Source organism: Bradyrhizobium sp. 137, from assembly GCF_023074095.1.
Taxonomy (GTDB): Bacteria; Pseudomonadota; Alphaproteobacteria; order Rhizobiales; family Xanthobacteraceae; genus Bradyrhizobium.
On record NZ_JADPKU010000075.1, the window covers coordinates 15,462 to 33,225 of the forward strand.

Annotated in this window: 17 protein-coding genes and 2 pseudogenes; 17 read left to right on the forward strand and 2 right to left on the reverse strand. The window is 61.4% G+C overall.

Annotation, left to right across the window (positions count from 1 at the left end):
• Window positions 1–149: 149 nt before the first annotated feature.
• From IVA78_RS23180 to IVA78_RS23195, 4 genes and pseudogenes are all read left to right on the forward strand, one after another.
• Window positions 150–1,700 (forward strand): hypothetical protein, encoded by a 1,551-nt coding sequence (locus tag IVA78_RS23180; RefSeq protein ID WP_247468127.1) that lies wholly within the window; start codon window positions 150–152, stop codon window positions 1,698–1,700.
• Window positions 1,697–2,598, forward strand: a pseudogene (locus IVA78_RS23185) (hypothetical protein). The gene IVA78_RS23180 and the pseudogene IVA78_RS23185 overlap by 4 nt, the downstream one beginning before the upstream one ends.
• A gap of 85 nt (window positions 2,599–2,683) precedes the next feature.
• The gene (gene fni, locus IVA78_RS23190) at window positions 2,684–3,733 is read left to right on the forward strand and encodes a type 2 isopentenyl-diphosphate Delta-isomerase (RefSeq protein ID WP_247334075.1); all 1,050 of its coding nucleotides are present in this window, start codon (window positions 2,684–2,686) and stop codon (window positions 3,731–3,733) included.
• Window positions 3,734–4,150: 417 nt separating this feature from the next.
• Window positions 4,151–4,435: a hypothetical protein gene (locus IVA78_RS23195; RefSeq protein WP_247334074.1), complete on the forward strand. Its 285-nt coding sequence runs from the start codon at window positions 4,151–4,153 to the stop codon at window positions 4,433–4,435.
• A gap of 174 nt (window positions 4,436–4,609) precedes the next feature.
• Here the strand turns inward: IVA78_RS23195 and IVA78_RS23200 are convergent.
• A pseudogene (locus IVA78_RS23200) lies at window positions 4,610–5,361 on the reverse strand (IS5 family transposase).
• 194 nt (window positions 5,362–5,555) lie between these two features.
• Between IVA78_RS23200 and IVA78_RS23205 the strand changes: the two are divergent.
• On the forward strand, window positions 5,556–5,786 hold the full coding sequence (locus IVA78_RS23205) for a hypothetical protein (protein ID WP_247297526.1): 231 nt from the start codon (window positions 5,556–5,558) through the stop codon (window positions 5,784–5,786).
• A gap of 258 nt (window positions 5,787–6,044) precedes the next feature.
• Here IVA78_RS23205 and IVA78_RS23210 read toward each other — a convergent pair whose 3' ends face one another.
• On the reverse strand, window positions 6,045–6,635 hold the full coding sequence (locus IVA78_RS23210) for a hypothetical protein (RefSeq protein WP_247334070.1): 591 nt from the start codon (window positions 6,633–6,635) through the stop codon (window positions 6,045–6,047).
• Window positions 6,636–6,960: 325 nt separating this feature from the next.
• Between IVA78_RS23210 and IVA78_RS23215 the strand changes: the two genes are divergently transcribed.
• The 12 genes from IVA78_RS23215 (at window position 6,961) to IVA78_RS23270 (ending at window position 17,366) form a co-directional block, all read left to right on the forward strand.
• Complete coding sequence (locus tag IVA78_RS23215; RefSeq protein ID WP_247279072.1) at window positions 6,961–7,281, forward strand: iron-sulfur cluster assembly accessory protein; 321 nt, start codon at window positions 6,961–6,963, stop codon at window positions 7,279–7,281.
• Window positions 7,282–7,320: 39 nt separating this feature from the next.
• The gene (locus tag IVA78_RS23220) at window positions 7,321–7,614 is read left to right on the forward strand and encodes a NifU family protein (RefSeq protein WP_247468129.1); all 294 of its coding nucleotides are present in this window, start codon (window positions 7,321–7,323) and stop codon (window positions 7,612–7,614) included.
• A gap of 18 nt (window positions 7,615–7,632) precedes the next feature.
• A complete protein-coding gene (nifS, locus tag IVA78_RS23225; protein ID WP_247468131.1) occupies window positions 7,633–8,826 on the forward strand; it encodes a cysteine desulfurase NifS in 1,194 nt (397 codons plus the stop codon).
• Window positions 8,823–9,044: a putative nitrogen fixation protein NifT gene (gene nifT, locus IVA78_RS23230; protein WP_247279050.1), complete on the forward strand. Its 222-nt coding sequence runs from the start codon at window positions 8,823–8,825 to the stop codon at window positions 9,042–9,044. The genes nifS and nifT overlap by 4 nt, the downstream gene beginning before the upstream one ends.
• 480 nt (window positions 9,045–9,524) lie before the next feature.
• Window positions 9,525–11,636: a prolyl oligopeptidase family serine peptidase gene (locus tag IVA78_RS23235; protein ID WP_247468132.1), complete on the forward strand. Its 2,112-nt coding sequence runs from the start codon at window positions 9,525–9,527 to the stop codon at window positions 11,634–11,636.
• A gap of 638 nt (window positions 11,637–12,274) precedes the next feature.
• On the forward strand, window positions 12,275–13,831 hold the full coding sequence (gene nifB, locus IVA78_RS23240; RefSeq protein ID WP_247468171.1) for a nitrogenase cofactor biosynthesis protein NifB: 1,557 nt from the start codon (window positions 12,275–12,277) through the stop codon (window positions 13,829–13,831).
• Window positions 13,832–13,848: 17 nt separating this feature from the next.
• The gene (locus tag IVA78_RS23245; RefSeq protein WP_247297545.1) at window positions 13,849–14,073 is read left to right on the forward strand and encodes a 4Fe-4S binding protein; all 225 of its coding nucleotides are present in this window, start codon (window positions 13,849–13,851) and stop codon (window positions 14,071–14,073) included.
• Window positions 14,074–15,190: 1,117 nt separating this feature from the next.
• Window positions 15,191–15,511 carry a nitrogen fixation protein NifZ gene (locus IVA78_RS23250; protein WP_247468174.1) on the forward strand — a complete coding sequence of 107 codons (321 nt, stop codon included), beginning with the start codon at window positions 15,191–15,193 and terminating at the stop codon, window positions 15,509–15,511.
• Window positions 15,508–15,747, forward strand: a complete 240-nt coding sequence (locus IVA78_RS23255; protein WP_247468134.1) for a nitrogen fixation protein NifZ — start codon at window positions 15,508–15,510, stop codon at window positions 15,745–15,747. Before IVA78_RS23250 ends, IVA78_RS23255 begins: the two co-directional genes overlap by 4 nt.
• A gap of 11 nt (window positions 15,748–15,758) precedes the next feature.
• Complete coding sequence (locus tag IVA78_RS23260; protein ID WP_247279055.1) at window positions 15,759–16,118, forward strand: hypothetical protein; 360 nt, start codon at window positions 15,759–15,761, stop codon at window positions 16,116–16,118.
• A 135-nt stretch (window positions 16,119–16,253) separates the two neighbouring features.
• Window positions 16,254–16,391: a hypothetical protein gene (locus IVA78_RS23265; RefSeq protein ID WP_247468137.1), complete on the forward strand. Its 138-nt coding sequence runs from the start codon at window positions 16,254–16,256 to the stop codon at window positions 16,389–16,391.
• Between the two features lie 777 nt (window positions 16,392–17,168).
• A complete protein-coding gene (locus IVA78_RS23270) occupies window positions 17,169–17,366 on the forward strand; it encodes a hypothetical protein (protein ID WP_247419259.1) in 198 nt (65 codons plus the stop codon).
• The last annotated feature ends 398 nt before the right edge of the window (window positions 17,367–17,764 follow it).

Sequence of the window (17,764 nt, forward strand, 5' to 3'; positions counted from 1 at the left end):
AAGCCTATGCGGCGGACCGGCGCCAGCATCGGCGCGTCGCCGCGCCGGAGCAGGGCGACCGTCCGGCACCGCCCATGCGCCGGGCCGCGACGGGCCTGCGGCGACGTGCGCGGCGTCTGCCCGAACCGTCTGCAGAAGGAACATCCCGAGTGAACGCGCTGTCTGAACAGATCCTTTCCGAATTGCGCCACCTGCTGAGCGAGATGAGCGACGGCGGCAGCGTCGGCCCGTCCGTCTATGACACGGCGCGAGCTCTACAGTTCCGCGGCAACGTCACCGGTCGGCAGGACGCATACGCGTGGCTCATCGCGCAGCAACAGGCCGATGGAGGATGGGGAAAATCGGACTTCCCGCTGTTCCGCCATGCGCCCACTTGGGCGGCGTTGCTGGCATTGCAGCGTGCCGATCGTCTTCCCGGCGCTGCCGACGCAGTCCAGGCTGCAACCCGGTTCCTCGAGCGCGAGCCCGATCCCTACGCGCAGACGGTGCCGGAAGACGCGCCGATCGGCGCGGAGCTGATCCTGCCGCAGTTGTGCGGCGAGGCCGCATCCTTGCTGGGCGGCGTGGCGTTTCCGCGCCACTCGGCGCTGTTGCCGTTGCGGCAAGCGTGCCTAGTCAAGCTGGGGGCGGTGGCGACGTTGCCGAGCGGCCATCCGTTGCTGCACTCCTGGGAAGCCTGGGGCACGTCGCTAACCACCGCATGCCCGGATGACGACGGCAGCATCGGCATCAGTCCGGCGGCCACCGCGGCGTGTCGTGCGCACGCCGTGACACAGGGGAGCACGCCGCAGGCCGCGCGCGCCGACGCGTATCTGCAGGCGGCATCGCGGGCGACGCGCAGCGGCATCGAAGGTGTCGTTCCCAACGTCTGGCCGATCAATGTGTTCGAGCCATGCTGGTCGCTGTACACCCTGCATCTGGCCGGGCTGTTCGCGCATCCCGCGCTCGCCGAGGCGGTGCGCGTGATCATCGCGCAGCTCGACGCCCGTCTGGGCGTGCGCGGTCTGGGACCGGCCTTGCACTTCGCGGCCGATGCGGACGACACCGCCGTTGCGTTGTGCGTCCTGCGCCTTGCAGGCCGCGACCCGGCGGTCGATCCGTTGCGCCATTTCGAAATTGGCGAGCTGTTCGTCACCTTCCCCGGCGAGCGCAATGCCTCGGTGTCGACCAACATCCATGCCCTGCATGCGTTGCGACTGTTGGGAAAGCCCGCCGCCGGCACCAGCGCCTACGTCGAGGCCAATCGCAACACGCACGGTCTATGGGACAACGAAAAATGGCACGTTTCGTGGCTGTATCCCACCGCGCATGCGATCGCTGCGCTGGCGCAAGGCAAGCCCCAGTGGCGCGACGAGCGCGCGCTGGCGGCGCTGCTGCAGGCGCAGCGCGACGACGGCGGCTGGGGCGCCGGTCGCGCGTCCACATTCGAGGAAACCGCCTATGCGCTGTTCGCGTTGTACGTGATGGACGGGAGCGAAGAGCCGACAGGGCGCCGGCGCATCGCGCAGGCGGTGGCGCGTGCGCTGGAGTGGATGCTCGCCCGCCATGCGGCGCATGCATTGCCGCAGACGCAGCTGTGGATCGGCAAGGAACTGTATTGCCCCACCCGGGTCGTGCGCGTGGCCGAACTCGCCGGGTTGTGGCTGGCGCTTCGTTGGGGGCGGCGCGTCCCGGCCGGGGGAGCAGGAGCGGCGCCATGATTCAGACCGAACGCGCGCTGCAGCAGGTGCTGGAGTGGGGTCGTTCCCTGACCGGGTTCGCCGACGAGCATGCCGCGGAAGCGGTCAGGGGCGGCCAGTACATCCTGCAGCGCATCCACCCGAGCCTGCGCGACACCAGCGCCCGCACCGGCCGCGATCCGCAGGACGAAACGCTGATCGTGGCGTTCTATCGCGAACTGGCGCTGCTGTTCTGGCTCGACGATTGCAACGACCTTGGCCTGATCGCGCCGGAGCAGCTCGCTGCGGTGGAGCAGGCGCTGGGGCAGGGCGTGCCGTGCGCGCTCCCCGGATTCGAAGGCTGCGCTGTGCTGCGTGCTTCGCTGGCCGCGCTCGCCTACGATCGTCGCGACTATGCTCAGCTTCTTGCCGATACTCGGTGCTACTGCGCGGCGCTGCGCGCCGGACACGCGCAGGCGGCAGGGGCGGAATGCTGGTCCTACGCCGAATACCTGCACAACGGCATCGATTCGATCGCCTACACGAACGTGTTCTGTTGCCTGTCGTTGCTGTGGGGGCTGGACATGGCGACCTTGCGCGCGCGTCCGGCGTTTCGCCAGGTCCTGCGGCTCATCTCCGCGATAGGGCGCCTGCAGAACGATCTGCATGGACGCGACAAGGACAGGTCGGCCGGCGAGGCCGATAACGCGGCGATCCTGCTGCTGCAGCGCTATCCGGCTATGCCTGTGGTGGAGTTCCTCAACGACGAGCTGGCCGGCCATACGCGCATGCTGCACCGGGTGATGGCTTCAGAACGCTTTCCCGCGCCGTGGGGACCGTTGATCGAGGCCATGGCGGCCATCCGCGGGCAGTACTACCAGACCTCGACCAGCCGCTACCGCAGCGACGCTGCGGGGGAGGCCAGCGTGCGCCGGCCTGAACGCGCGGGAGGCGGCGGCGTGCGCGCGCTGCCGTCGGTCCGATCCGACGCAACGCTGTCGCCCGATGCGACGGATGGAGCGAGCATGAGCGACACCGCCCTGAGCCGGCGCAAGGACGACCATCTGGACATCGTGCTGGATCGGCGAACGGCGCCGGCCACGATCGCCGCCGGCTGGGAGTACATCCGTTTCGAACACTGCGCATTGCCCGAGTTGGACCTGACGCAGATCGACCTGCGCGCCTCGCTGCTGGGCAAGACCATGCGCGCGCCGCTGCTGATCAGCTCTATGACCGGCGGCACGTCACGCGCCGAGGCCATCAACCGGCATCTGAGCGAGGCAGCGCAAGTCTTGGGGATCGCCATGTGCGTCGGTTCGCAGCGCGTGAGCCTGCAATCCCGCAACTCCCAGGGGCTGACACGCGCGCTGCGCCGCCTGGCCCCAGACATTCCCTTGCTGGCCAATATCGGCGCTGCGCAACTGCGCGAGACCGACGGCCTGGACCTGGCGCGCCGGGCGGTGGATGCGCTGGAGGCCGATGGACTCATCGTCCATCTCAATCCGCTGCAGGAAGCGGTACAGCCGGAGGGCGACCGCGACTGGCGCGGCGTCCTGGCGCAGATCGCTCGCGCCGCGCGCAGCGTGGGCGTGCCGATCGTGGCTAAGGAAGTGGGCTCGGGCCTGTCCGCCTCGGTGGCCTGTGCGCTCGTCGAGGCGGGCGTGGCGGTGATCGATGTTGCCGGCGCCGGCGGCACCAGTTGGGCCGCGGTGGAGGGCGAGCGCGCCCGCGATGCCGCCGACCGTGCAGTGGCGATGGCGTTCGCCGATTGGGGGATTCCGACCCCGGCCGGCGTGCAGGCGGTACGTCGGGCGCTGCCAACGGTGAAGCTGATCGCGTCGGGCGGAATCCGCGACGGCGTCGACGTAGCCAAGGCCATTCGCCTGGGCGCGGACATCGCCGGGCAGGCGGCCGGCGTGCTGCGCGCGGCTACGGTATCCACCGAGGCGGTTGTCGCGCATTTCGAGATCGTCATCCGCCAGTTGGCCGTCGCCTGCTTCTGCACCGGCTCGGCTGATCTCGCGGCGTTGCGTCAGGCGCGCTTGTTGCCCTCGGCGCATCTGCCCGCCGGTTGATGCCGGCGTCGCCCGCACGTGGCGGCGGGCGCCTAGTCTTACTGAGTCAGAAAGTCGCGGATGCGGGTGGATTCGCGCTGGCGCGGATTTGTTAGGGTGTTGCTTCGTGATCAGGGAAGCGCCCGGCGATGCCCGACTGGACAGCTCAGAGTGAAGCCGCATTTGACGCTTATGTCGATGCTTTGATCGGGGTGATCGGCCAAGCCGAACGAGCTGAGCCCCTGAAGGGGTCGGAACAAGGTGGGCCGGGAGACCGGCAAGGAGTAGATGGTGCAAGTCCATTGCAATGAAGGAGTAGCGATCCACATTGACGCCCGGTCATGCGCGGTCGGTCGTGAGGAGACCGGTAACTTCTCTGGGGTCAAACACGGGTTGTTAGGCTCGAGCAGTCCATCAGCATCGTTTTGAGACAAAGCGATGGCGGTGGAATGGACGCTTACGATCGAGGGCCGGAACGAATTTGGTGAAACATGCCGGAAGGAGGTCCGCATAGACAAGAGCTGGGAGAGCCTATTCGACGGCGACATCGGCTTGTCGATCGGCGATAGCAAGAAGATCATGGCAGCGCTGCAGAACGCGGTCGTGAATCATGAGGCGGAGACGTATGCCCTTCTTCGCCGGGTTTGCCCGGAGTGCCATACGTTCCGACCGCGTCAAGGACTACACGACACGCCCGATCCGAACCGTCTGCGGCACCGTTGAGGTTCGCAATCCCCGGATGCTGTGCCGGGAATGCCGTCCAGGGATGGTCGGTGCTTTCCGCCGCCGAAGGAAATTTGTCCCGATCGAGCGACACCGGAGCTGATGGAACTGACGGCGCGGCTAGGAAGCATGCTGCCCTACCGGCAGGCGCCGAAGGTGCCAGACTCAATTGAGCTAATATGCGACGAGAGCGGCGAGATGAACAGTGGCCAAGAAATTCCCGGCCAGCTTGTCGTATCGGGTGGCGATGCGGCGGAAGTCTTTGAGCCTGCAAAAACAGCGCTCGATGACTTTCGGCCTTTGTAGGCGCGTTTGTTGAAGCGATGGATGACAACGCGGTTGGATTTGTTAGGGATGACGGGCGCCGCGACGAACAATTTCGCCGCGAAGGTCGACGCCGTCATACCCTTTGTCAGCGAGGAGCGCGCTCATGGGCCGCCCGAGCGCCAGAACATCGGGCGCCGCCGCGATATCGGCATTCTGGCCTCGGGTCAGATGCAGCACGACCGGCCGGCAGAGCGGATCGCTCAGCGCATGGATTTTTGTCGTGCGGCCTCCGCGCGCGCGGCCGATTGCTTGATTGTGCTCCCCCCTTTTCCGCCGGAGGCACACCGGTGAGCTTTAATCGAGGTCGAGTCGAGCGACAGCACGACGCCGTCTTCGCCGGGCTTGGCCAGCGCTTCGAAGATTGCGCACCATCGCCCGCGCTTGGCCCCGCGGTTGAAGCGATTGTAGACGGTCGTGTAAGGGTCGTATTCACGCGGGCAGTCGCCCCATCGCGCACCCGACTGCAGCGTGTGAATGATCCCGGGTCGTCGTCCCGATCCGGCCCCGTCAGTCCCGTCGGCAGATGAGGCTCGATACGTCCCCATTGCCAATCATTCAGCCAAAACAAACCCGCGCGCATTCTCTCGCCCCCGAATCAAAAACTCGCAGGAGAGGGAATCACCTGGCGCTATTTAGGTACAGGTCCTGGGACAGCTTCGGTTGCGGCATTCTGCATAGCTTCGCTTCGTTCTCACATCATTGAGGACGTGCGGCCAAGTCTGCTCAGCTATCGCTTGGCTTGGCTCGATCGACCGGCACCCCGCCGTCGCATTTTGAGGCTCTGCGGAACTGCATGTACGAGGCAAACCGCTCGACGCTGGCTCGCTGGGTTCTCTCGAGCGATGCAACCTGCGCGTTACCCAATCCCCGGGTCGGTTTCCATCGTCCATGGGCGCAGCTCGTCGACAACTGTCGGCTGGCGAGCATCGACGCGCGACATCTCTGCGCCACGCAGGCTGGCAAAGGCCTGGCGCACAGCGCGAAAGCCGATCCATACATCGTCGATCCGCCCTCTGAAATGTGACCGCGATCATGAACCGATGAGCACTGGAATGTCCGGATCCCCATGGATGCGGTCAGCCGGACCGTCGCGGCCAGCCGCTCCTCGGTGCAATTGACGACAGTGCTCTTGACCAACACACGCTTAGCAGAGTGGCGGTGTGTTCTCTCCCGAAAGGTAGGCACCAGGGCTTGTCAGAGCCAGTCCCGGCGAAGCGGGTGCAGTGACTCTCTCTGCGGCATACTCGTCGAGCTGGCGAGAGAGAGGGTCTGAGGCGATGCCTCAGACGGGGCGGTTTTCGCTTCTGTTCTTCACCGGCTCCATTTTGGCCAGGCCGTCCTCGTATGAAATTTCCGTGTATGATCCACCGATGTCCTTGGCCGCGTCGAGCAAGTAGTCGAGCCTACCGGCCGTACCGAGCTTCTTGATGTCATTCTTGTCGACGCCGGCGAGGTCCATCATCTCCTTCCATACAGTTGATTCGTCGCAAGGCAGAATGCGGAAGGTGATGTCGCCTATCTTAGTGCGGTACTTCGCGAGCAGATCAATGTTGTTGCAGAACATGAAATAGCTGCCTTTGGGGCTCAGCCTGCCATCCAGAACCTTTGCGGCCTGAGGTAGATAGGCGAAGGAATGCAGATATCCGGCAAGGACTGGGATGGTCGGTTCGCCTTCCTGCGCGATTGCAAGAACTTGTTCGATGGAATAGTCCGGCGGTCGTTTTTCGTCGGCGAGCTGGGCTTGGAACTTCAGCGCGATGTCGCCCCGAAATCCAAATCGCCCCGACTTCGTTGTCTCGCTCTTAAGCACCGCATTCAGCAACCGCCCCTCCTTGTCCAACTGGCCAAGAGCGGTGTTGTCGATCGACGTCATGGAAGGCTCCTCAATCTGTCGTGTACATTCATCGCCGAACGCGGCGTGTCCGCTAACCCTATGCAAGTTGTTTGCCGTGCGCCTATGTCTGCAGCGACGCACAGCGTAAGCGGCGGCTTGGCGCAATGTGCATGAATACGTGCCGGCACCATCACGAGGTCTCGGCCGGATGAGGTCGGGACGCCGGAAAACCGCCTGTCGCAAAGCCGACAGGGTCGCAAATCGTATGGTCGCCGCCTGCAAAACCAATTGATTTCAGCTGCATCTCGACTGGCATGGGATTTGCGAATTGTGCCTCGCGACAGAAACTGAGAGCGAGCCAGAAATGATCAACCTAACGGATAGCGCCATCAACGCACTGAAGGCCGCAATCTCCTCGACAGCCCAGCCGGCAAGCGGTTTGCGGGTCATGGTCGAAGGCGGCGGTTGCCAAGGGTTCACATACAAAATGGGTCTTGCCCATGAGCCGGTCTCCGATGAGCCCGTGTTCGAGCAAGACGGGATCAAAGTCTTCGTCGACAAGGCGAGCCGGGCGCATCTCAACGGCACCACGATCGATTTCGTGGTGTCGCTCGAAGGATCAGGGTTCCGCTTCGATAACCCAAATGCCAAATCGAGCTGCTCCTGCGGCAAATCGTTCAGCTGAGCCGCCTTCGGACCATTCGCAATGGAAGGAGCATCGAACATGGGCCTGAAGGCTGAACGAACGAAGCAATCTTCGACTGCAGAGCCTTCCGATCGCGAGCGGATTGTCCGCGCCGTGCTCGATGAGAGTCGGCCAAGGCTCAGGCGTGATCGTGGGGATTGTGAGCTCGTCGAAATCGAAGGCAACAAGATCATGGTCAGGCTCACCGGCGCCTGCATGTTATGCAAGCTTGCGGGAACGACGCTCGCGGCCATTCAAGCGCGCCTGATCGAGCGGCTCGGCGAGTTCGTCCGCCTGATCCCGCTCCCCGGAGCTGCCAAAGTGGGGCCTTAAGTGCAGAGCGGACAGTCCGTGCGGCAGATCTACCTGGATAACAACGCGACGACCCGTGCCCATCCTTTGGTGGTCGCGGCAATGCTGCCGTTCTTCTCTGGGCAATTCGGCAATGCGTCGTCCGCGCATGTATTCGGCATTGAGGTTGCGCCCGCATTGAAGCAAGCGCGCCAGAAGCTGCAGGCCCTCGTTGGCGCGGCATTCGATCAGGAGATCGTCTTCACGTCGGGCGCGACTGAATCCGACAACACAGCGATCCTGTCCGCGCTTGCCGTGCAGGAGGGGCGCGACGAGATCGTCACAACGGCCGTTGAGCATCCAGCCGTGCTGTCCCTTGCCGAGGAGCTGGGCCGACGAGGAATCAAGACCCATGTCATTCCGGTCGATGCAAGCGGCCGATTGAACATCGAGGCTTATCGCAACGCATTGTCGAGGCGCACGTCAATCGCCTCGGTCATGTGGGCCAATAATGAGACCGGTACGATCTTTCCGGTGAAATCCCTCGCCAGGATGGCGCGCTCAGTCGGCGCGCTCTTTCACACCGACGCGGTCCAGGCGGTCGGGCGGATTCCGATTGACCTGAAGACTACGGACATCGACATGCTGTCGCTCTCCGGCCATAAGCTCCATGGTCCGAAGGGGATCGGCGCGCTGTATGTGCGCAAGGACATCAAGTTCCGACCGCTGATCTTCGGCGGCGCACAGGAGCGGCATCGCCGCGCTGGCACCCAAAACGTTCCGGGCATTATTGGGCTCGGCAAGGCGGCGGAACTCGCTGCGGCACACCTCGTACAAGAGCAGATGCAGATTGGCGTCCTTCGCGACCGGCTGGAGCAAGGCATTCTCGCTCTCGGCTGTTGCATCGTGCTTGGTCATATCAAGAACCGCTTGCCAAATACGTCTAACATTGCATTCGAGCATCTCGAAGCAGAGGCCATCGTCGACCACCTGAACCGCAACGGAATTGCCGTCTCACTCGGTTCAGCCTGCGCGTCCGGCTCGATGGAGCCGTCCCATGTCCTGCGCGCGATGAGAGTACCACCGGCCTTTTTGCGCGGTGCGGTTCGCTTCTCGCTGTCGCGCGAGACGGCGGCGGATGAGATCGATCGTGTCCTGCAAGTCCTGGCGGACATCAATGCCAAACAGAGAGCCTTGTGGCGTGCGTGTCAGGAGCGCGCGGGCGAGAGATCACAACTTGCGGAGCTCCTATGAAGGTCATGATTCGCCGTTCGCCCGAGACGGGACTTTCGATTTATGTGCCCAAGAAGGATCTTGAGGAGTCGATTGTCGAATGTGAGCACGAGACGCTGTGGGGTGGTTGGATTCGAATCGCGAATGGCTGGGTGCTCGACCTACCCGCGATGGCGAGTGACACCATCCTTCCAATCACTATCAACGCCAAGAAGCGCGGCGGCGAAGCAACCGAATGATGAATGCTGCGACTCCACAGAACCTCGCCAAACCGGCGGATGCGGAAGCTATTCTTGGCGGAGCGGTTTGGCCCCTGCGAGGAAGGCCACATCATTCTCTGGCTTTGGCTTGGCGTGACCGAAGGTTCCAGCCGAGCGTGCCGATGACTCCGGAAGCGTTCGAAGCATTCTTGGGAACCAAGAAGGCGCCGACGCGCGGTGCCACACGCAATATCTCGGCCTAGGCCAGCACTGAGGCGTTGGGCCAGCGAGATGGCGTTGGTGGGAAGGCCCTCGCGAGGGCCCATTGTGCTGACATCGCCAGCCCGGTCGTTGCATTCCGCACATCTTAACAGCGTCAGGCCAATTGCTGCAACTCCGCAAGATTCAGTTTCGAGAGGATTGAATCTCGGGCCAGCTCGTAGCTTGCAAATCTTGATGCAACGTTCGCGATGCAAATCCTTGAATCAGTCGAACTACGCGTCAAGACTAAGGTTGTAAATGAAGCATGGTCAGACAAGGAGCGTCGATGGCGCGCGAACTGGAAGGCCAACGCCCTCCGCTCCTGACGATGATCCCTATCTATGGTTGGAACAGATCGAAGGCGCGCGGGCGCTGAACTTCGTCGAGCGGCAGAATAGCAGAACCCTGGAGGTGTTTGGCGGACCCGCAGCCGAACGAGACGGAGATGCGCTGACAGCGATTTACGACCGACCTGACAATATCCCCTATGTCAGCCGGCGCGGCGGGTATCTCTACAATCTGTGGAGGGACGCCACTAATCCACGCGGCCTCTGGCGGCGAACCACTCTGAAAGAGTATCGCACGCTGAAGCCGTCATGGGACATTCTGCTGGACCTCGATCAACTTGCCGTCAGCGAAGGCAAAGACTGGCTTCTGAACGCCACGGCCGCACCGCCTGGAAATCACTCGCGATGGATCTTGAGTCTATCGCGCGGCGGAAGCGATGCCGTCACTTTGCGTGAATTCGATTCAGACACGAAGCTCTTCATCCACGATGGCTTTATCTTGCCGGAAGCCAAAGGCAGCGGCGTATGGCTCGATTCCGATACGCTGGTGTTGTTAAGCTCCCATGGCGATGGCATGGCCGCGACCACCGGCTATGCGCGCACGGTGAGGCTGTGGCGGCGTGGTACGCATGTTGACAAAGCGGCAGTGATCTTTGAGGCCAAGGCCGCTCATGTGTCCGTCGGTTGCAGTGTTGACGACACTGTCGTGCCGCCCAGGATCTGGTTCCTCGATGCGACAGACGTCTCCAATTGCGTGGTCTGGCTGGGCGATGAAACGGGCGCCAAGACGAGGCTCGACTTGCCAAGTAACATCTGGATGCGGTCGCATCGCAACTGGCTTGCCCTGAAGCCGCGCGAATCCTGGTCTGTGGCAGGGCAGACCTATGCCGCGGATACGGTGCTCGTCATCCCGCTGCCGGCATTCCTGGCGGGCAGCCGCCAGTTCGAGATTCTCTTCGAGCCGGGGCCGCGCCGTGCGCTGCAGAGCTTCTTTTGGAGTGCGGGCAAAGTTGTGCTTTGTATTCTCGACGAACTCCGGCCAGTCTTCGAGATCTGCACGCCATCCGATCATGGCTGGATCCGCGAGCAATTGGGCGGGCTTCCTGATCTTGGCGTGGTCGACATCTGGTCTCTCGATCGCAATCCGTCCGAGAGCAATGGCGACTTGCTGGCTCACGTCGAGGATCCGCTCACCCCGCCGTCCCTCATCCTGATGGAGCGGGGCGTTGGCAGTCCCGCCGTGCTGAAGCAGGCGCCGAAGACGTTTGCCGCGGAGCACTGCGTGGTCACGCGGCACGAGGCCATCTCGATCGACGGTGAGCGAATTCCCTACCTACAGACCGGCCCGGTCAGACAGACCGGCAACGCGCCGGTCCATCTGAGCGGATATGGCGGGTTTGGGATCTCCGTGAAACCGTATTACAATTCCGCGCTCGGTAAGCTTTGGCTTGAATGCGGCGGCACCACGGTTCAGGCAAATTTGCGCGGCGGCGGTGAGTTCGGCACGCGCTGGCACGACGCCGGCCGGCTGGCCGGCAAGAGATTGTCGCATGACGATTTCGCAGCCGTCGCCGCCGATCTCGTTAAGCGCGGCGTGACACAGGCCAAGCGGATCGGGGCCGAGAGTGGATCGAACGGCGGCATCCTCATTACCAACATGCTCACGCGATATCCCGGGCTCTTTGGCGCACTGTTCTGCACCGTCCCGCTGATCGACATGCGCCGCTACACCAAATTGCTCGCCGGGGCGAACTGGCTCGCCGAATATGGCGATCCCGACAACGCTGGGGAGTGGGAGTGGCTGAAGACCTATTCTGCCTATCATGCCGCAAGACCCGGGCAGTCCTATCCACCGATCCTGATGGCCACCAGGCGGCGGGACGATCGCGTCCATCCCGGACATGCGCGCAAAATGGCAGCGAAGCTGCAGGCGATGGGCTATGAGGCTTATTTCTACGAGCATGCCGCCGGCGGCCACGGCTATGGCAAGGACAACAGGGAGCACGCCAGCTTGTTGGTGCTGGGCCTGCGTTTCCTGAAGAGCAGGATCGGCTGGCTGGATACCGAGACGTCAGCGACGTAGTGTAGTTGTTGGACGGCAGTTCGTGCGATGTCGACCGAGGCGGCTGCAGCCTTACGAATCTGATCGGCGTCCAAACCCGCACGACCTTTTCGAGATGCCAACCAACGTTTGGACGCACGGTCCAATTCATGGCCGTCGGCACCCTGGCCACTCGCGTTTCTCTTCACCCCGACAATGCCTTCCGGAGTATCAGGGCAGGGGCCCGCGTGATCTTCACGACATAGGTCGGCAACAGGGGGCTGCTTCTTGTCTGCATCTACGTAGGATCGCCGGTTCAAGTTGTCCTTCAAAGCGTCCGGAAACGTCTTTTGCGGATTGTGCTTTGCATACGCGTCACATTTCGGCGACAAGATCAACTTTCAACGACACCAGCCGCCATGCTCTTGGCCCAAGGGCATAGATGAAGCAGCGTACCCGCCGTCATCATAGCGCGGCCAGCGCTCTTGTGATCGCAATTTCTGTCAGCTTTCCAACATGAGTTGATAAAACGGACATTCGAGCAGGCGTTATCTAACTGCTTGAAGCGAACCAAAAATTCGTTTGTGGCAGGTATGGCACGCCAGTTGCTCTTGGCTTTTCAGAAACGATTCTGGGGATGCTTGCCTGGAAGGATTCGACTTGCGAAGAGAATTGGAAAAATGAGTAGTTCAGCGCAACACCAGGTATCCTGCGGCGGCGGCGAGATCAGCGAGACCATGCAAGTCATGGCTAAGCACAAGAGCTGCGGTACGGTCGGTGGAAGCGGCAAGGCGAGCTGCGGATCTCAGGCCGGCATCGGCAATGTGCCAAATGAGGTCTGGGAAAAGGTGAAGAACCATCCCTGCTACAGCGAGGAGGCGCACCACCATTATGCCCGCATGCATGTCGCGGTCGCGCCCGCCTGCAATATTCAGTGCAATTACTGCAATCGTAAATACGATTGCGCCAACGAATCGCGCCCCGGCATTGTCAGCGAGAAGTTGACGCCGGAGCAGGCCGCCAAGAAGGTGCTGGCGGTCGCTTCCGCGATCCCTCAGATGAGCGTGGTCGGCGTTGCTGGCCCTGGCGACCCCCTGGCGAATCCGGACAAGACATTCAAGACGTTCGAGCTCGTCAATAAACTCGCGCCAGATCTCAAGCTGTGCCTCTCGACGAACGGCCTGGCGCTAGCTGATCATGTCGACACGATCGCAAGACTCAAGGTCGATCACGTGACGATCACGATCAACATGATCGATCCCGATATTGGCGCAAAGATCTATCCCTGGATCTTTTACCGCCACAAGCGCTACACAGGCATTGAAGCTGCAAGCATCCTCAGCAATCGGCAGCTCCAGGGCCTGGAGATGCTCACCGCGCGCGGCATCCTTTGCAAAGTCAACTCGGTGATGATTCCCGGGATTAACGATCAGCATCTGGTTGAGGTTAACAAGGCCGTGAAGTCGCGCGGCGCCTTCCTGCATAACGTGATGCCGCTGATATCGTCGCCCGAGCACGGCACCGTGTTCGGTCTCAGCGGGCAACGCGGCCCGACCGCACAGGAAGTGACAGCATTGCAGGATAGCTGCGAAAGAGAGATGAACATGATGCGTCACTGTCGCCAGTGCCGCGCCGACGCCGTCGGACTACTCGGGGAGGACCGCGGCGCGGAGTTCACCATGGAAAAGATCATGGCCATGGACATCAAATATGATGAGCAGGCCCGAAAGGAGTATCAGGCCAAAGTCGAGAAGGCGCGCATTGCAAAGCTTGCGGCCAAGCAGGAGCAGGTTGCGGGGCTCGCCAGCGCGTCCAGCGAAATCAAGGTGCTGGTGGCGGTTGCAACCAAGGGCTCGGGATTGATCAACCAGCACTTCGGTCATGCCAAGGAGTTCCAGATCTACGAGCTCTCGACTTCAGGCGCAAAATTCGTTGGTCATCGTCCTATTCATCCCTATTGCCAGGGCGGCCATGGCGAGGACAGCAAGCTCGAAATCGCCATCGGCGCCATCAACGATTGTCATGCCGTGTTCGTGTCAAAGATCGGCGGCTGCCCGAAGGCCGAATTGATCAAGGCCGGAATCGAACCGGTCGATCAGTATGCCTACGAGTTCATTGATGGCTCGGCGATCGCCTGGTTCAAACTCTATCTCGATAAAGTCAATGAGGGGAAGATCAAGCACATTGAGCGGGTCGATCCGGCGGTCCACCGCAATGCGCTGATTTCCGCCGCCTGAGAGGATGGGTTCAGACAATGCCGTTCAAGATCATCGCCTCGCAATGCACGGGCTGTTCGGCGTGCGAAACGCAGTGCCCGAACTTCGCTATTTCCGAGCGAGCCGGCGTTTTCCTGATCGATCCTGAGAAATGCACCGAGTGCGCCGCCTACTTTGATGAGCCGCAATGCGTGGCGGTTTGCCCGGTTGACAATACATGCGTGCTCGACACGGCACTGCCGCGTCACCAGGAGCCTGCTTGAGGGCTACGATGGATGTCACTACGACACTAAAGGTTCAGAAACTCGGGCGGATGATGCTCCGCCTTGACGAGGCGCCGGTCGCAGCTTTCGCCTTCTCTGACCAGGTGGACGGCTCGCCCTGGTCGCAAACGTTTTCGCAAGTTGCCAAGTCATATTCTGGCGACGCGCACGTCGGCGGGAGCGCGTCGAGCTATTCCTGTCGGCCCCAAGGCCTCCGTCTTGAGCGTGGAGGATCGATTTCGCCGATGGGCCCACGAAGAGCGGACGCGTCTTCCGCGACATCAATCCAGGCACCTGCAGCCATTGTTGATGAGGCGACATTCATGCCCGAGGCCTTCTTCAGTTGGTCATCCGAAAGAGGACGTCCTCGCCGAGTCCTGTCTTGGTCGCACGGTGTCGAGCCGGCCGAGCATCATCCCAGGGCGACAGGGCTATCCTATCACCTCGATGAAAGTGCAGAAAGTACACCTGCGCCACGCCAAGGCGTTCGCACCCGATCACGTGATGCGGAAACGAATTTCCTGCCACCGGTGCGGTGGGCGCCACCAAGCCGGAATTCGGCTGCTATGAGAGCACCTCGTGTGGGTCTTCCTGTTCTCGCTCAACGCATATTGCCGACTTGCAGATGCGCCTCGGGCAACTCGGGAAGGACGGCAGCTGTCGGGCGACTGCTGGGGCTTTGTCCCGCGGACAAGGCTGGCGCCAAGGTGTTGTTGGGCACGCTCGAGCGTATGGGCGGGACCGTGAGTGATGACGTCCACAATGCCATCGGTTGCCGGGGTAATCAGGTCGACTCTGTCGGCTGTGCGCATCCCGCGCTGAAGCACGCGCCTCGCCGCCGGCTCAAGCACGACTCCCTCGATGGCAGACGCGCGTGCCGCGTCGATGGCTTCTTCAACATCAACCATGGGCTCACGATAGTCTCGAGCATCTGGAGTTTAGGTTGCGGGCGTTGATGTTGCTGCACCGGGATCCCGACAGGCTCATGCAATCCGTGATCGCAAGCGCCGCCGTGCGGGAATGGAGGGGGTTGATCGAGCATCATGATAGGGTGGTCCGTAAGGCCGGGCGCCTGCAAGGCGCGGTACAATTTGAACTATGGAACAGGGACGGCAGCATGAGCAACATCGCCCGTGACAGTGACATCGTCGAGCTGACGGACGCCCCCTTCTTTGATTATGGTGACAACGTGCGGGCCAACCGCACCATCCGTAACGACGGCACCTATGTGGGCAAGGACATCGGTGAGGTTCTGGTCAAGAAAGGCGAGCTTGGCTATGTCATCTCGATCGGCACGTTCCTGCAACAATTTTATATCTATGGAGTCGAATTCCTCGGCTCCGGCAATCGCGTCGGCATGAAATGCAAGGAGCTCGATCTAGTCACGCCAAGCCACGAAGGCGAGGAGCCGTTCTTGCCAGGAGCGGCACCCCAATGATCGAACCAAGATCGCCAAAATACCGGTCAGGCCAACGTGTCAAGGCGGCAATCGATCTGCACAACGACGGTTCCTTTCCCGGCGCGTCGGCGGAAGAGTGTCTGGTCAGCGTCGGGTACATTGGTGAGATCGTCCAGGTCGGTCGCCATACGGAAGCGAACCTACCCATTTATATGGTCGACTTCGGCAAGCACTTGGTGGTTGGCTGCCTCGAGGCAGAAATCTCTGCAGTCTAGGATATCGCGCAATGAACGCCGCAATCATCAGACGACATCATTCCGGATTGCCTGCGCATCCCAACGAGCTCGACCGGTGGCGGATCGTGCGCGCGCTGACGAAGCGCGAGCACTACCGATATGTCTCGCCAAAGGTGACAGCGGTTGCTGGCGGCTATCTGGTCGAGAGCCCGTGCTGCTCAGGCAATATCAATGCGGAGGGCGACCTCGTCGACGTCGCGCTGCTGCACCACGATAGGACTGGGGCGGCATGGCAGCTGCTCCGCAAAGATCACCGCAAGGGCGTCTGGGAGTGGCATTCGACCCATCAACGGCTTGGCTTGGCGACAGCGGTTCTGAACGCCGACCCTGAACGTTTGTTCTGGCAATAAGGATTGTGGAGATGGTGCTCGAAGGCGACTTGACAGAGATCGAGCAGACGCTCGCCGCTATTGATACAGCCTCTGAGCCCTGCCTGACGCTCCGGCAGAAAGTTCCACATCTTGCCTTCTTGCGAGGCGTCCGACATGACGCAGAGTCCGTTCCGCCGGCTTGGAAAGTTCGACCTGCATCTGCTCAACAGTGGAGATCGCTGTGTACAGATCACGAATGATCCACACCGCGCCGCCGGCATTGTGCTGGCCAAGCGCTCTGGCAAGTCATGATCAAGCAATCGCCTTCCGGTGCCAAGCTCACACAGGACGGCTAGGCCCGCGGGTTGCTTGCCATGCCGTAGTGCCCGGCCCGGGAAATATCACGATCAGGTCGCTCGCTCGTTCATCGGGTCCATGTGACGGGGGCAGGCGATGGTCTCGCAGAAGTGTTCGCTGAGGGCGGAATTGCCTGGGTATCTCAACGTGGCTTATTAATCCAAGGATACTGCGGTAGATCAAATGGGGATGAGCGAACCGTGCTCGATCAGCTGACGAGGAGTAACGGTCAGGCATTGCAAGATTTGGCTTTGTGAGTACTCGCCCTTAAGTCCGCAGGACTTGAGAAAATAGGAGAAGACGTTTGCTCTTCGCGCGGTAACGCCGTGCACTTGCCGTGAAGGCCCGTTGATGCGCGCGCAAAGTGAGGCAGTGCGACTGTCCCGGCCGATCCGCGCTACTCCATCAATAGTATTGGCGCCTGGAAATATCATACTACGAAATTGGTGAGTGAAGTCGGCGCATTCAAGCAAGAAGCGCTTTTCGAGTTGTTTTTCGAAGACGCATCGAGCGTCCCTTCTCTATGGCTTGCTTCCATGTTGAAGGGGCTGACGTGCACGTCGAAAATCGGGTTTGTCACGCGGATAAAGATCCAGAGGACAGAGGACAAATTCGCGTGTAGTTCCAGTCTTATCTCGAAGAGAAAAATCCGCTTGAATAGTTGTCGATGACCATTGATATGGTAATGGGAAGCAGTTGCGTCTTCGCCAAAACAAGACGCTGCAGGCAAATGTGCAAAGCGAAATCGGAGAACACGTGGCAAAAAGCACCAAGCGCAAAGAGTATAGTAAGGATGACGTCAAGCTGCTCAAAGCGCACTCAAAGGCCCGCACCCCTGTAGCTAGGGTTTCAAAGCTTATGAAGCGATCCGAGGGCTCTCTAAGACAGAAAGCACGTACCTTGGGGATTGGCTTGGGTCACCAGCGCTGAGATACGCGTGAATGTTCGGAAATTGACCGGCGTGATGATCGAGACGGCCAGGCGGCTTACGACCCTCGGGCCACCTGATCTTTTCAGGTCCCTGCGCCCGAGGGGCAGCTCGCGCGATGAACGAGCTGACCGGTTTGCTGAGCGGCTTACATTTACTGAGCTGGGAAAATACGGTCCGCAAGCGTGCCGGCGGATCATCATCTCGCCCGGTAGACGTCATTCGGCGCTGAGCCATCTCCCTCTGCCTCGATACTTCTCGAGGCGCGGCGACTGGAACCTAGTTGCCCCCAACAGGGAGCTTGGCACCATTTTTCCGAGTCCGGGGGGCCGACATCGTCGGCCTACAGCATTAGCGGCCGGCGGCTGACGCAGATCGCTCTGATGATGCTGCCGGCCGG